Origin of the sequence: Metabacillus sp. FJAT-52054 (assembly GCF_037201815.1) — a bacterium.
Taxonomy (GTDB): Bacteria; Bacillota; Bacilli; order Bacillales; family Bacillaceae; genus Metabacillus_B; species Metabacillus_B sediminis.
Window position 1 is genome coordinate 2,642,474 of the sequence record NZ_CP147407.1, and the last position, 14,039, is coordinate 2,656,512.

General features: G+C 43.3%; 15 protein-coding genes. 3 read left to right on the forward strand and 12 right to left on the reverse strand.

The features are described 5' to 3' along the window. Nucleotides 1-24: 24 nt before the first annotated feature. The 4 genes from lepA to gpr all read right to left on the reverse strand — a co-directional run bounded on the left by lepA (nt 25) and on the right by gpr (nt 4,936). Nucleotides 25-1,848, reverse strand: a complete 1,824-nt coding sequence (gene lepA / locus WCV65_RS13845) for a translation elongation factor 4 (protein WP_035405373.1) — start codon at nt 1,846-1,848, stop codon at nt 25-27. A 322-nt stretch (nt 1,849-2,170) separates the two neighbouring features. After that, nucleotides 2,171-2,518: a DUF3679 domain-containing protein gene (locus WCV65_RS13850; protein WP_338777230.1), complete on the reverse strand. Its 348-nt coding sequence runs from the start codon at nt 2,516-2,518 to the stop codon at nt 2,171-2,173. Nucleotides 2,519-2,539: 21 nt separating this feature from the next. Beyond that, the gene (locus WCV65_RS13855) at nt 2,540-3,736 is read right to left on the reverse strand and encodes a stage II sporulation protein P (protein ID WP_035405158.1); all 1,197 of its coding nucleotides are present in this window, start codon (nt 3,734-3,736) and stop codon (nt 2,540-2,542) included. 69 nt (nt 3,737-3,805) lie between these two features. Continuing rightward, nucleotides 3,806-4,936 (reverse strand): GPR endopeptidase, encoded by a 1,131-nt coding sequence (gene gpr / locus WCV65_RS13860; RefSeq protein ID WP_338777233.1) that lies wholly within the window; start codon nt 4,934-4,936, stop codon nt 3,806-3,808. Nucleotides 4,937-5,139: 203 nt separating this feature from the next. Here gpr and rpsT point away from each other — a divergent pair, with 203 nt between their 5' ends. After that, a complete protein-coding gene (gene rpsT, locus WCV65_RS13865; RefSeq protein WP_035405160.1) occupies nt 5,140-5,406 on the forward strand; it encodes a 30S ribosomal protein S20 in 267 nt (88 codons plus the stop codon). A gap of 227 nt (nt 5,407-5,633) precedes the next feature. Here the strand turns inward: rpsT and holA are convergent, their stop codons facing one another. Further along, on the reverse strand, nt 5,634-6,659 hold the full coding sequence (holA, locus tag WCV65_RS13870; RefSeq protein ID WP_338782298.1) for a DNA polymerase III subunit delta: 1,026 nt from the start codon (nt 6,657-6,659) through the stop codon (nt 5,634-5,636). Between the two features lie 314 nt (nt 6,660-6,973). Between holA and WCV65_RS13875 the strand changes: the two genes are divergently transcribed. Further along, nucleotides 6,974-7,108, forward strand: a complete 135-nt coding sequence (locus WCV65_RS13875) for a YqzM family protein (protein WP_035405161.1) — start codon at nt 6,974-6,976, stop codon at nt 7,106-7,108. Between the two features lie 40 nt (nt 7,109-7,148). On the opposite strand, the gene WCV65_RS13880 is transcribed toward WCV65_RS13875, so the two are convergent. From WCV65_RS13880 to WCV65_RS13890, 3 genes are all read right to left on the reverse strand, one after another. Next, nucleotides 7,149-9,482, reverse strand: a complete 2,334-nt coding sequence (locus WCV65_RS13880) for a DNA internalization-related competence protein ComEC/Rec2 (RefSeq protein WP_338777236.1) — start codon at nt 9,480-9,482, stop codon at nt 7,149-7,151. 24 nt (nt 9,483-9,506) lie between these two features. Beyond that, complete coding sequence (locus tag WCV65_RS13885) at nt 9,507-10,070, reverse strand: ComE operon protein 2 (RefSeq protein WP_035405163.1); 564 nt, start codon at nt 10,068-10,070, stop codon at nt 9,507-9,509. 64 nt (nt 10,071-10,134) lie between these two features. Beyond that, nucleotides 10,135-10,785, reverse strand: a complete 651-nt coding sequence (locus tag WCV65_RS13890) for a helix-hairpin-helix domain-containing protein (protein WP_035405164.1) — start codon at nt 10,783-10,785, stop codon at nt 10,135-10,137. A 90-nt stretch (nt 10,786-10,875) separates the two neighbouring features. Between WCV65_RS13890 and comER the strand changes: the two genes are divergently transcribed. Continuing rightward, a complete protein-coding gene (gene comER / locus WCV65_RS13895; RefSeq protein WP_338777239.1) occupies nt 10,876-11,703 on the forward strand; it encodes a late competence protein ComER in 828 nt (275 codons plus the stop codon). Nucleotides 11,704-11,781: 78 nt separating this feature from the next. Here the strand turns inward: comER and WCV65_RS13900 are convergent, their stop codons facing one another. Genes WCV65_RS13900 through WCV65_RS13915 form a run of 4 tightly spaced genes read right to left on the reverse strand, consistent with a single transcriptional unit; the run spans nt 11,782 to nt 13,964 of the window. Then, nucleotides 11,782-12,534, reverse strand: a complete 753-nt coding sequence (locus WCV65_RS13900) for a class I SAM-dependent methyltransferase (protein ID WP_338777241.1) — start codon at nt 12,532-12,534, stop codon at nt 11,782-11,784. Further along, nucleotides 12,531-12,887: a ribosome silencing factor gene (rsfS, locus tag WCV65_RS13905; protein WP_035405169.1), complete on the reverse strand. Its 357-nt coding sequence runs from the start codon at nt 12,885-12,887 to the stop codon at nt 12,531-12,533. The genes WCV65_RS13900 and rsfS overlap by 4 nt, the downstream gene beginning before the upstream one ends. Next, nucleotides 12,884-13,465, reverse strand: coding sequence for a bis(5'-nucleosyl)-tetraphosphatase (symmetrical) YqeK (gene yqeK / locus WCV65_RS13910; RefSeq protein WP_338777244.1), 582 nt, complete (start codon nt 13,463-13,465; stop codon nt 12,884-12,886). The genes rsfS and yqeK overlap by 4 nt, the downstream gene beginning before the upstream one ends. Beyond that, on the reverse strand, nt 13,455-13,964 hold the full coding sequence (locus WCV65_RS13915) for a nicotinate-nucleotide adenylyltransferase (RefSeq protein ID WP_338777246.1): 510 nt from the start codon (nt 13,962-13,964) through the stop codon (nt 13,455-13,457). The genes yqeK and WCV65_RS13915 overlap by 11 nt, the downstream gene beginning before the upstream one ends. Nucleotides 13,965-14,039 lie beyond the last annotated feature (75 nt).

Consider the following 14,039-nt stretch of genomic DNA (forward strand, 5'->3'; position numbering starts at 1 on the left):
ATTCTGCGGCATCCCTTATCATTTTTAGTTATCATCCATTTTAAGAACGGCCATAAACGCTTCCTGCGGTACCTCAACAGAACCAACCATTTTCATGCGCTTTTTACCTTCTTTTTGTTTTTCAAGAAGTTTTCTTTTACGGGAAATGTCTCCGCCGTAACATTTAGCCAGAACGTTCTTTCTCATAGCTTTAATGGTAGAACGAGCCACAATTTTCTGACCGATCGCTGCTTGAATAGGCACCTCGAACTGCTGGCGCGGGATGAGATCTTTTAATTTTTCTACAATCACTTTTCCTCTGTCATATGCACTGTCGCGGTGAACGATAAAGGATAAAGCATCAATTGTTTCGTTATTAAGCAGGATATCCATTTTAACGAGCTTGGATTCCTTATATCCAATTAGTTCATAATCGAATGAAGCATATCCTTTTGTACTGGACTTCAGCTGATCAAAGAAATCGTACACAATTTCTGATAGCGGGATTTCATATACGATGCTCACTCGGATTTCATCCAGGTACTGCATGTCAATAAAAATTCCGCGTTTGCCCTGGCAAAGCTCCATAACGGCTCCAACATAATCATTTGGAACCATAACGGTTGCTTTTACATATGGCTCTTCTACACGGGCAATTTTCTGAGGATCAGGCATATTGGACGGATTATCAATTCTAAGCTCTTCTCCATCTGTCAAAAACACGGTGTAAATAACACTTGGTGCTGTGGTAATTAAATCGATATTGAATTCACGTTCAATACGCTCCTGGATGATTTCCATATGAAGAAGTCCAAGGAATCCGCAGCGGAAACCAAAGCCAAGTGCCTGTGACGTTTCCGGCTCATATTGAAGTGCGGAATCATTCAATTCCAATTTTTCAAGCGCTTCCCGTAAATCATTGTACTTGGCTGTGTCAATCGGATAAAGACCGCAATAAACCATCGGATTTAGTCTGCGGTAGCCTGGAAGCGGCTCGGCAGCACCATTTTTCGCACTGGTAATGGTATCACCCACACGGGTATCCCCGACGTTTTTGATGGCTGCTGTAAGGAATCCAACATCCCCTACCGTAAGCTCGTCCTTCATGACCGCTTTTGGCGTGAACACACCAAGCTCAAGCACTTCAAATTCTTTACCGGTAGCCATCATTTTAATTTTCTGTCCGACTTTTACGGTACCTTCCATAATCCTGATGTAAGCAACGACGCCGCGATATGAATCATACAAAGAATCAAAAATCATTGCTTGAAGTGGACCCTCAGGATCTCCTGTAGGAGCCGGAACCTTTTCTACAACCTGCTCCAGAATCTCTTCAATGCCGATCCCTGCTTTTGCGGATGCGAGAACCGCTTCTGATGCATCAAGACCTATAACATCCTCAATTTCCTTGCGAACACGTTCAGGCTCTGCGCTTGGCAAGTCGATTTTGTTGATGACTGGAAGTATTTCAAGGTTATTGTCGAGCGCCAAATACACGTTGGCAAGAGTCTGAGCTTCAATTCCCTGTGCTGCATCGACAACGAGCACGGCACCTTCGCATGCTGCAAGGCTTCGGGATACTTCATAAGTGAAATCGACATGGCCAGGGGTGTCAATCAAGTGGAAAATATATTCTTCGCCATCCTTAGCTTTATATGTAAGCTGAACGGCATTCAATTTAATCGTTATTCCACGTTCCCGTTCAAGATCCATTGAATCCAAAAGCTGTGCTTTCATTTCCCGTTGAGTGATGGCCGAAGTCTTCTCAAGGATCCTGTCTGCTAAAGTGGATTTTCCGTGATCAATATGGGCAATTATTGAGAAATTACGAATTTTAGACTGTCTTTTAAATTTATCCGGATTATTCATGATCATCTATCACTCCTACAAAACTGCGCAGTGCGCTAGCATTGATTATATCAATTGGAAATTCAACATTCAACTAATGTTTTGAAAGGAGCAGATTTGCTGCAAATAAAAAGGGTTGGTCTAAAAGGACCGGCTGAGAGGAAATGCATTGAAATTTAAACCCCCGGGACGCTGTCAGCACATTCCGGGGGTTGGGTTTTATATAGGTATTTTAAACAACTATGGATTGACTGATTAGAGCGGAAGATGCGCGGCTTCCCAAACCAGCCTGCTTTTAAGCAAAAGAAGCAACTTTGAAACTGCTTTCCAGACAATCCCATGCTTACTCTTTATCCTTTTCCCCCTTCACGGCGGAAATCAGTTTGCCAAAAAGGTTTTCAATACCAGAGGAAATTCCTTTAGCTGCCTCCGACAAGGGATTGAAGGCTTCCATGCTTTCGAGCTGCTTTCTTTTCGTTTCCAGGTCATGACTTGTAATGGATTGGCCGAGAACGGAGGCCTCTATGTCCTGATTTTGTCCGCCATTTTTAACAGTAAAAGCACTTTTCATATCAGGATTATCATATCCCTGAAGATTTTTCATCCCGTTCCCGGCAAGCTGCATACCCATTAAGACACCAATGAAAAGAAGGGCTGCAGTAAGGATGGATTTCACCATAAATTTTCCCATTTTGAATCCCTCGCCGTCTTATTATTTCTTCTCCGTTTTGACGTCAGCCTGAACTTTTTCTGCCTGCCAGTAAAATTCGCTGAAAACATCAGCAACGGCCTTAGTCGTATTTCTCAACTCTTCCATATTATTATCCACTCCCCCAAATTCCATAAGAAGTGAATTACCGGATAAATCCTGATTGAAAAGCCCGTTCGAATTTTTTATCTTCAATGTTACCCCTTTACTGAGCCCGGGGTATTTTTCAGAAAGTTTAGTATGAAGGCTTTTAGCCAATTCTATGTTTTTTTCACGATTCGTATTTTTCCCTCCGACTACAAATACAAGCTGAGCATAGGGTTTTCCCTTTATCGATACCGTCGTCTGAGCATGAGGTCGGGAATCACGGTGAATATCAATCAGGTACGCAAGATCTTTTCCGGAAGTCATCGCTTCCTGTACGACAGGTCTTGCTGCTGTATAGGACTGGCTATATTTCATTTTCCTGTCCTTTAAAATTTTCTGGATATCCTTTTGCTCAAAACGCGTCCCGACTCCTTGAGCCTCCAGTTCATCGGCAAGCATCTTCCCAACAAGAGTGACGTTCGCACTTTTGTGGAAGGCATCGTCAGGGTCCTTGGATGGATTTTTAAACAGAGGCAGGTAGGATTCCGTATTGTGTGTGCTGTAGATATAAACCACTTTCTTTTCTCCAGTACTATGGACGGGAGGCTTAACCGTACCCTCTGACTTTGCCGAAGCCTTGCGGAGCTCCTCAATTGATGCTTCCCGTTCCTGAAGCTGCACTTCTTCGGGAGGTGCGGATTCAAAAGGAATAATCGTACTATAATTGCCGCCTTCACCCGCAACAATGATTTCACTGTCATATAAAGAAAACCCGGGAAGCTCCCTTCCAAGCAAACTCCGCGGATCATTCAGATTTATACTTGCAGCGAGCTTCAAAAACATGGATGACCAATCAGCGGGCTTGCTTTCCTCCGGCAGCACTTGTGTAAAGTAATGATTCTCAGTTCCCAGTAAATAAACGAATGCTTCGCCCGCAATACCGTCTGCGAGGCTGTGAATGGAAGTTGAAGCTGGTCGGTATTGGGGCTTTAATGAAGTAAGGACGCCCGACAAAACAAAAATAAATACAAGGCCCAAAAAGGCCGATATAAACAATTTTTTAATGCTTGTCCCGTTAATTGCCATGATAGGGGCTGTGCTTGTCCGTTTCATGCATATCCGTCCTCTCGCAGAATGTCTTATACATTCTATGGACCATTTGCGAGAGTTAGAACCAAATTGCTAGTGTGTGTAGGTGCCTCTATTATCATGTCCAATTTGGCCATGGAGAGCAGAATTTAAGCCGCTCGCAATGACATTGGCCATATCACTGATAAATACGTCCACTTCCTTTGGTGTAACCATCAGATTATGACCAAGAGGATTTAACACTTCCTGAATGAGTGCCCGCTTTTCTTCCTCAGGGAGCGTTCCGATAATCCCTAAATAAGTTTGGCGATGTTCCTCTCCGGGAAGATCTTCTTCATTTAATTTTTTGCGCTCGCCAAAAGACATTCCCGCTGGAACGAGCGACCTGGATGGACGGTCTCCCTGTGTCATCTCTCTGCCAAAATGCTTCAGTATATAATCGATGGTATCGCTCGCAATGGTGACTGCGTCCACCACGGTCGGTATACCAATTGCAATCACTGGAATTCCAAGTGTTTCCACGCTTAATTCTTTTCGTTTGTTTCCTACGCCCGATCCCGGGTGGATCCCTGTATCCGAGATTTGAATCGTCGCGTTTACCCGCTCAATTGATCTTGCCGCAAGCGCATCAATTGCAATAATAAAATCAGGCTTAATCCGATTGACAACCCCTAAAATAATGTCGCTCGTTTCAATTCCCGTAAGTCCCATTACTCCAGGAGAGATGACGCTGACTGGACGGTAGCCCTCTTGGACATTTTCAGGCTGAAGCTCAAATAAATGCCTCGTCACAAGAAGATTTTCTGCTGCAATCGGTCCAAGTGCGTCGGGTGTAACATTCCAGTTCCCTAAACCCGCAATCAGGCATGAGGCCTCTTTCTTAATTCCGAGGTTTTCAATAAATTTGCTGAATTCCCTTGCAAATACTTCGATTACCTCCTGCTGGAGATCTGTATCCTTTTGTCTGATTCCGTCTGCCTGAATGGTTAAATAATTGCCGGCCTTTTTACCTGTAGCCTCTTCACCTTCTTTATTTATTTCTACAGAAGTAAGCTTAATTTCCCCCTCTGTACGCTCCTTAACCACGATCCCCTTCACTTCGCCCTGATTTGAAGGATTAGGCTGAGCCTGGCTTTTTTCCTGCTGTTCAAGGGCAAGGTCCCTTGCTTCAATTGCAAGATCTGTACGGACCGTATACTTTCCTAAATCAATCGAATCACTCATTATTTTCCCTCCTGATGATTGTCCTGGTTTTATTTTTTCCAATTAGGAGGGCAGCCATTCTGAAAGTAAGCTATCAACGAAAATTCCTTGTCAGAGGTATTGCATAACCGTGCGGGGTCTGATAAAATATCTCTTGTTCTCTATGTTGGAAATAATATCGAGTTAAATAGATCTCGATTGCTTTTTTTTAGGAGGTGAATCGGATGCCAAATATTAAATCTGCTATTAAACGTGTAAAAACAAATGATCAGCGCCGCGCTCATAACGCAACACTTAAGTCTTCTATGCGTACTGCAATCAAAAGAGTTGAGTCACTAGTTGTTAACAACGATGCTGACAATGCAAAAACTGCTCTTCAAGAAGCTGCTAAAAGAATTGACAAAGCTGCTCAAAGCGGAATCATCCACAAAAACACTGCTTCTCGCTACAAATCCCGTTTGACTAAACAAGTTAACGGATTGTCCGCGTAAGCAAAGAACAAAGAGGGCCGGCATATCGCCGGCCCTCTTTTCTTTGTGCTTTTCACAGCCTATGCTGGGATACAGCTGTATTCTACATGGAGGATTCGCGTTCACCCCCGCAGCAAATCGCCTGCACTGCTTACCTGCATGCCCGCTCCTGCCTCACTTTTCTTCGCTTCAATAAGCATAAGCAACAGGCATTCCCTTAATACCCAGGCTAAAGGAAATTTAATCGATTATTTTCGCGGCTTTGCAAGCTGTATTAAGAACAGCTCCAAAATTAATACCTTTTCCATCCCGCCTGTTTTCATCCCGTAATCTGCATCGGCAAGACGCTTCATCAACTGCTTTAGTTCTTCTTCAGAAAACGACGATGCCTGCTGTGCAGCGAGCTTTATTCTAAAAGGATGCACCTTTAACGTACTGGCAATCTGCGGCTGGCCATAACCTCCTGCACTCAGCTGCTTCACTTGGAGAATCAGACGGAATTGCGAGGAAATAAGGGAAAGAATTTTTATCGGTTCTTCATTTGCCTTCAATAAATCGTGGAGGACTTGAAGAGCGAGGTCTGCTTTTCTAGCAGTCACATGATTAATCAATTCAAAAATATTTTGTTCAAGAGTTCTCGCAGTCAGCTCGTCCACAAGTGATTTGGTAATGACCCCTCCTGGTCCGGTATAAGCAGAAAGCTTGTGAATCTCCTGATCCATCATCATCAGACTTCCGCTCGTTAAGGAAACGAGGTGTTCTGCTGCATCAGATTCCAGCTCTGTTTCCTCTGCCGCAGCCAGGGTATGCGTCCATTGGATGAGCTCTTGTTCCGATAAAGATTTAGCCTCACCGATCACAGCATTCTTCTTTAAGGCCTTTGAAATCTTTTTGCGCTCGTCTAATTTTTCATATGGAGCTTGTACGATTAAAACAGTATAGGGGGCGGGTTCTTTAAGGTATTGCTCAAATCTCTCTGTATTGTGCTCTATTTTTTCTTTTTTCTTTTCTCCCGTTAGAAATGACGGATTCTTAAGGAGAACCACCCGTTTTTCTCCCATAAAAGGAAGAGTTTCGGCATCTTCAATAGCCGTTTCGACAGCTGTTTCTTCCATATCATAAATAGAGAAATTAAAATCCTTCTCATCTTCTTGGAGAGCAGCGGCTATCAATTTTTTCACCGATTGTTCCATAAGATATGTTTCTGTCCCGATCAGTAAATAAACCGGAGACAGTTTTTTAGTATTGATCCGTTTCCAAAACTGCAGCACAATGATCCAGCTCCTATGTAAAAAAACTCTACACTCATCGTAAAGAGTTTCTCTCTGTTTGGCAAGATGAAGAACGCCAAATCTTCTATGAAACGGAGGAGGGATGAAACCCCTCCATCCATATATGATAAACGTTCTTCTGCAGGTCCCGGGTTCATTCTGCAAAAAAACGATGCCGCATCTACTTCTTCTATTTTGTGTTTAAAGCAGCAGAGTATCGCTGTTAAGATCTTCTAATCAGCAGATCTTTTTACATGCGCAGGATGGATTTTTTTTCTAGTTTCCCTTATACTAATGTGGAAACAGGAGGGGTAAATGTGAATGAATTTGAGAAAAATGTGCAGAGTAAACGAAATGATGCTGTAGATTCAGGAGTTGGATTTGCTGTTTCCTTCGGATTTTTTGCAACCCTTTTCATTATTGCAACAGTCATTAAGCTTGTTGCATCCTGATTTTAAAAGAGGAATGAATGGTGATGGGAGAGACTGGCATTCAGTCTCTATTTTTTTTGCTGCCCGGGTTTACTACATCGTATGGAGGATGGTTGATAAAGGTTCCTGTTTTTCCGTTAAAAAGGAATTGGATGGTCCCCCCAGTATCCGTTCGGAGTGTCTTGATTCCATCTTGTTTTAGCCTTTTCAGAACTTCGAGATGGGGATGTCCATACCGGTTTTTCCTTCCTGCAGATATAATCGCAGCGGAAGGCTGAATCCTCTCCAGCATGTCAGCAGAGGTTGAAAACTTACTGCCATGGTGGCCGGCTTTTAAAACATCAATATTCATTTGCTGATCTGTTTTTAGCATGAAAGCCTCACCTTCCTTCTCCAAATCCCCTGTTAGAAGCCACCGCTTCCCCCCAAGACTAAATCGCAGGACGAGTGAATCTTCATTTTTGCTATCACTCCACTTAAGCGGCCAAAGGACCTGAAAATCGATTCCTGCTTTTTTAATGACCTGCTGCCCTCTGGCAGTTTTCACTGCTATTCCTTTTTGAACGGTTTTTTCAATAAGAATTCGGTCGGTTTGATCGCGGACAAACCCTTCCGGTACGATAAGCTCCCCTATGGTGATATTGTTCAGTATGTTTAAGTATTCGCCTGTATGGTCCTGGTCTGCATGACTAAGGAAAACTGTATCTATCCTTGAAATTCCTTTAGATGATAAATAGGGAAGCAGTGTATAATCTGAAAGCCGTTTTTTCTCCCTCTGATGCCTCCACTCCGCATTCTCTTCTTGAAATACGATTTTCCCTCCGGTATCAATTAAAAACGTTCCCTTATTATAAGGCAGTTCAATGACCACGCAATCCCCTTGTCCAACATCCAAAAATGTTACCGATCCATTCGGATCTATATATGGAAGGATGAAATCTATGATCAGCAGCCCGGCTAAAAGGGAAATGGCCCCGATCGTTTTTTTTATCCCTTTTTCCATTGACCAAAAACAATAGATGACCCCTGCCGTATAACATAGTATGAGAAAGCTTGAGGGTTTTCCCATATTGAGAAGAAAGGGATCGGCAGCAGCAATAAATTCGGTTATCCTGTTTGTCCAATCAATCACCAAGTCTGCGATACGGATCCCGCCCTGCCAAAACGGAATTTTCATGCAAGCCATAAAAAAAGAAATAAGAGACAGTGGCATTAAGATGAATGAATAGTATGGAACATAGAAGAAATTGACGATTAAGCTGAGGAGGGACATTTCCCAAAAAGAAGATAAGATGAGGGGCATTGTGGAAATCATGGATAAGAAGGTGAGAAACAAATTCTGAACATGAATTCTTCCGCTGAACGTATTAAATATTGCAGCAGACAGCAATATACAAAAACTAATAATGAATGTGAGCTGAAATCCAGCTAAAAATAAGTTCAAGGGACTGGAAGCGAGCCATAAAAGAAATAGTAATGACAGCAGCTTTAGAGGATGAATCGGCCATTTTAAAAGAAGAAACAGAAAATAGAGCTCTGCTGCCAAGACGGCTCTTACTACTGATGGCGATCCGCCTGCCAAAATCAAATAGGAAGGAAGCAGAATAAAGAGCAGGAGGGCAGAAGTTTCTCTGCTTAACCCCATTCTCATTAGGAAATACCTGCCCGCTGCGGCAATTAAAGCAACCTGCATGCCTGAGATAGCCAGCAAATGAGTGAGGCCGATTCTTTGATAAGCCTTTTCTGTTTCCTGGCTGATCCATTCCCGCTCTCCAAATATAAGAGCCTGAACGATTCCTGCGGATTCTGGCGAAAAATACCGTAGAATGAGTATCAGCCCCTCAGATCTCCAATTAAGCAAGGCAGCTTCGGGAGAGGAACCAGTCATGCAGTTACTTATACTGGATGACGATAATATCCAGTGAATCGATTGCGCCTCCAAGTACTCCTTATAATTAAAGCCGTTTGGAATGGTTGAATTTAGAGGAGGCTCAAGCATCCCCTTCACCTGACAGCTCATCCCCCCCTTTATTGTCTGGAGTTTTTGCTTCATGGCTTCATTAGGAATTAGCAACCGCAAGGCGACCGTTTCATGGTTATCAAGCCTAATTCTAGCGCTGAAACGATCTCCATCTGTAACAGGATGAACGGTCATCATTCCTCTTCCTGTAAAGGCTCCCTCACGGAGACTGCTTTGGCTATGATGGCTGTGGTACGAGGATAAACACAGAAAGAATAAAAACATTGCAGCAGCCAGGACACTTCCGATCACCCTCTTTTTCGATACATGGAGCAGGCATCCTCCCAATAAGAGGAGGAAACCTGTCCATTCCATATGGTATCGGACTGAGATAACGGCAATGACAGAGGCAGCTGCACATAATACGTAATTCACACAGGCGCCTCCTAAAAATATAACTCAGGACCCTGACATAATCCGGTCAGCCCTTCTTTTCAATTCGTCCATTTCCGACTCATCTTCCACAAGCTCTTTTAACCGGCTGAGCAAATCCGTCAGCAGCTCGTCCTTTTCTGTGCCTTTCATGCTTTCCAGCTGTCTGTGCTCAACCTGCTTAACTTTTACACCTGCCTGCTGGAAAAGCTCAATGGCATACGGATGATTCTTGTAATCTGCAGAGTAAAAAACCGATTGTATACCAGCTTGAATTATTGCTTTGCAGCACTGCAGGCAAGGAAAATGGGTCACATAGATTTCTGCATCCTTTGTCGGCACGCCAAATTTTGCACATTGTAATATGGCATTCATTTCGGCGTGAATAGTTCTCACACAATGGCCGTCTATACAATAGCATCCTGAATCAATACAATGATCTCCACCAGCAATGGACCCATTGTACCCTCCTGCTATCATTCTTTTTTCACGTACGATGGTCGCCCCGACCGCGAGCCTGGTGCATGTACTTCTAAGTGCCAGCAAATGGCTTTGCGCCATAAAATATTGATCCCATGAAATGCGATTCATCATTTATCCCTCCGCTTTTTTACCTTCCTTTATTTTAGCGGTGCAGGAAATCCTCCGTCAAAGGTTAATTGACCTGTATCAAATCTTTTAGCTTTTCATACGTCTTATCTCCGATTCCTGAAACCTCTTTTAATTCATCTTCCGATTTAAACTTCCCATTTTCATCCCTGTATGCTAAAATAGCTTCCGCTTTAGACGGGCCAATCCCCGGAAGTGTCTGCAGATCTTCCAAAGCGGCAGTGTTCAGATTAACCTTTTTTGAATCTGGTGAAGCATTGCCGTGCGCAGTGCCGATTCCCTGAGACGGCTCTGCTTCAGCTGTTTCTCCCTTTGCCGGTATATAAATGGCTGTACCATCCTCTAAAACCGCAGCTAAATTAATTAGCTTTCCATCTGCAGATTCCAATAATCCTCCTGCATGCTCAACCGCATCCTTCACCCTGGAGCCTTCCCATAATTCATAAACTCCCGGCCGCTGGACAGATCCTTTTACATCCACCATAAAACCTTCCTTTTTAGCGCTCGTTTTCTTTTGAGCTTCTGGCTCATTGAAGACTTCCGCTTCACTGGCAGCCTGAATTTCAGCTTCTGCAGGAATCTCCTGAGCTTTTTCAGCCTTATCCGGCAGTTCTCTTGAAAACATAAAAAATACCCCGGCCAGCAGAATGAGAGACCCTGCAATCAAAAGCACCTTATACTTCTGAATAAAATCCATTCCATCACCTCTAATGATTATATTTGGTATAAGTAAAATAGGAGCTGCATAATGTGTAGGAGAATAGGCAAGTGAAGGAGGGGAAAGCCATTGAACATCGGTTTTATTGGAACGGGAAATATGGGAAGGATTCTTATCGAGGCTTTCGTTGAATCAGCGGCGGTAAAACCCCGGGAGATCCATATTACGAATCGGACTTTAGAAAAAGCTCATCATATACAATCGCAGTTTCCAGGAATACATGTAAGCGAAAACAGCGAAGAAATCGCGAGAACATGCTCTTTGATCTTCCTTTGCGTGAAGCCGCTTGATCTGCATCCTTTAGTGACGCGCCTTTCGCCTCAGCTTACAAAAGATCAATGTTTAATCTCAATAACGAGTCCGGTTTCAGCAAATCTTCTTGAATCCATTTCTCCCTGTCAGACGGCCAGAGTGATACCAAGTATTACAAACCGTGCACTAAGCGGAATATCGCTCATTACTTTTGGAAAAACATGCTCAGAGGAGAACCGGGCTAAAATTCTTCAGTTATGCGCGCAAATATCAGAACCTGTACTAATAGAAGAGGATGTAACCAGAGTTGCATCTGATATCGTGAGCTGCGGGCCTGCATTCTTCAGCTACCTCCTTCAGCGTTTTACTGATGCGGCCGTTCAGGAAACACAAATCAGCAGGGAAATGGCGGAACAGCTTGCAGCAGGAATGATAACGGGAATGGGGAAATTGATTGAAACCGGGCATTACACGCTGCCTGGTCTGCAGAAAAAGGTTTGTGTAAAAGGCGGAGTCACCGGAGAAGGAATCGGCATTCTTGAAAAGGAGCTTGGGAACGTATTTGAGCACTTATTCAGGAAGACACATGAGAAGTTTGATGAAGATCTTTCGCTTGTCGGGGATCAATTCAGGAGCCATCACTAATTCAAATTCGTCATCGTTCTGTATAATCCTTCTATAAATTTTTAAAAAAGAAAAAAGGACGCAACTACGCGTCCTTTTTTAGTTCCTGGTTTTTTTGGCAGCAAAAAATATGCGCTCTGCCTCTTCACTTATCTCACCGGGCTTAAAATCACCAAACGACTCCAGCACTTCAAAGCCCGCATGATTGAGCCAAAGAATAAGTTTTTCAATTTCATATGTCCGCTGCTGATGAAATTCATCAATTCGCCTGTAGCACTCATCATCCTCTTTGACGAAAAAGGTAAGCTCATGCTCAACTGAATGCTCTTTTTCCCCTTCAAAGCACTGCCAAATCAAACTCACATCATCACCGGCATCAGCAAATGTTGACCCCGTAAATATGTGTTTCATTTTATATATGGAGTGAATGTCAAAAAGGAAAAGCCCATCATCATTCAGCATTTTGGCTGCCGCTCTGAAGGTGCTTTGCACATCTTGTTCTTCAAGCAAATAGTTTAGTGAATCGCAGGTAATGATAACAGCATCATAGGCAAGATCATGGCCCTCCATCTCTCTCATGTCCTGCTGAAAGAAACGAATGGGCATCTTCTTTTCTTCAGCTTTTTGGATGGCGAGAGCGAGCATGTCCTCACTTAAGTCTGCACCTGTCATCTTATAGCCTTTTTCATGAAGCAGCAAAGTGATTTCCCCAGTCCCGCAAGCAAGATCCATTACTTTTCTGCCTTTATTTCCGTACTTTATTATTAAGGAATCAAGCAAGTCTGCCCAATCCTGATAAGGAACATCCTCCATCAGATGATCATAGACACCCGCAAAGCCCTGATACATCATGCTTCAAGCAGCTTGGCCACATCTTCAGACGGGGCGTCTCCCCAAAGTTTTTCAAGATTGTAATAAAGGCGTTCATCGCGGTGAAAAACATGCGCTATTACATCGCCAAGGTCCACGAGAATCCAGCGTGCTTCATCGAATCCTTCCATTTTTTTAACCTGAATTCCATGCTCGTCCGCTTTATCTTTAATTTCACGGGCAATCGCCTGAACTTGTTTATCTGAATTACCATGGCAAATTAAAAAATAATCCGCAATGAGTGATAATCCTTTCATTCGCAATGCGACCATATCTTCTGCTCTTTTATCATCTGCAGCAGCTGCAGCCAGTTTTAAAATGTCTTTTTCATTCATTCTGAATTCAAATCCTCCCGTTTTGCTAAGATCAAATCGTTATAAGCTTCAATTGTCATTGGATAAACAGCCTGATTTTTCTTAAGCAAAAACATAATTGTGTTTTGCAATGATAGAATCATCGCTTCATTCAAGTCCCTTTTAGCAGCTTCTCTTGCCTCTTCTGCACCCGGAAACCTTCTTCCGGGTTCAATATAATCCGCAACATATATGACCTTTTCAAGCACGCTCATACCAGCCTTGCCTGATGTATGGCAGCGGATTGCGTCAAGTACTTCCAGATCTTCTATACCCGCTTCTTTTTGGACAAGGTAAGCGCCTGCGGGTGCGTGCCATAATTCTTCGTTATGGATAAGCAGGTCTCTTCTCATGTTCTGATCGAGAATAATCTGCCTCATTTCTTCCTTTTGCCTGAACTTTGCATAGTCGTGGAAAATAGCAGCCATTTCTGCCTTCCTAACGTCCGCGCCATATTTTCCCGCAAGTTCAATAGCCGTTTCCATAACACCAAGGGTGTGCTGATAGCGATGGTCTGTCAGCTGTTCCTTTACAATAGCTAAAGCTTGCTTACGTTCCATACAGCCCCTTCTCCTTAATAAAGTCCATTATTTTATCCTGCATCAGATAACTCGTTGTTATGCCTTGTTCAATCCGGTTCCTGATCATCGATGATGATACGTCAAATTGAGGAACGTCGACCATAGTCAAATTGTAGTTTGTAGCCGGAGAATAGCCTGGCCTGCCGACACCCACAAACCGAACCATAGATAAAAGCTGATCGACCCGGTTCCATTTTGGCAAATACTCAATCATATCTGCTCCTATAATAAAAGAAAAATGATAGTCCGGGTATTTTTCCTTTAACAGCACAATCGTATCATATGTATAGGAAGGACCGGTCCTTTCAAGTTCAATGGGTTCCACCAGGAATCCTTCTTTTCCGCTGACAGCAAGCTTGAGCATTTCGCACCGGTCGATAGGACTTGAATGCTCTTCATCCTGTTTATGAGGAGGAAGGCTGTTTGGCAAAAACCATATTTCATCCAATGACAGGGCAGCCTTTACTTCGCTGGCCATAAGCAGGTGACCGTAATGGGGCGGATCAAAAGTTCCGCCAAAACGCCAATTTCCTTCATCCTTAAATCCCCTTCG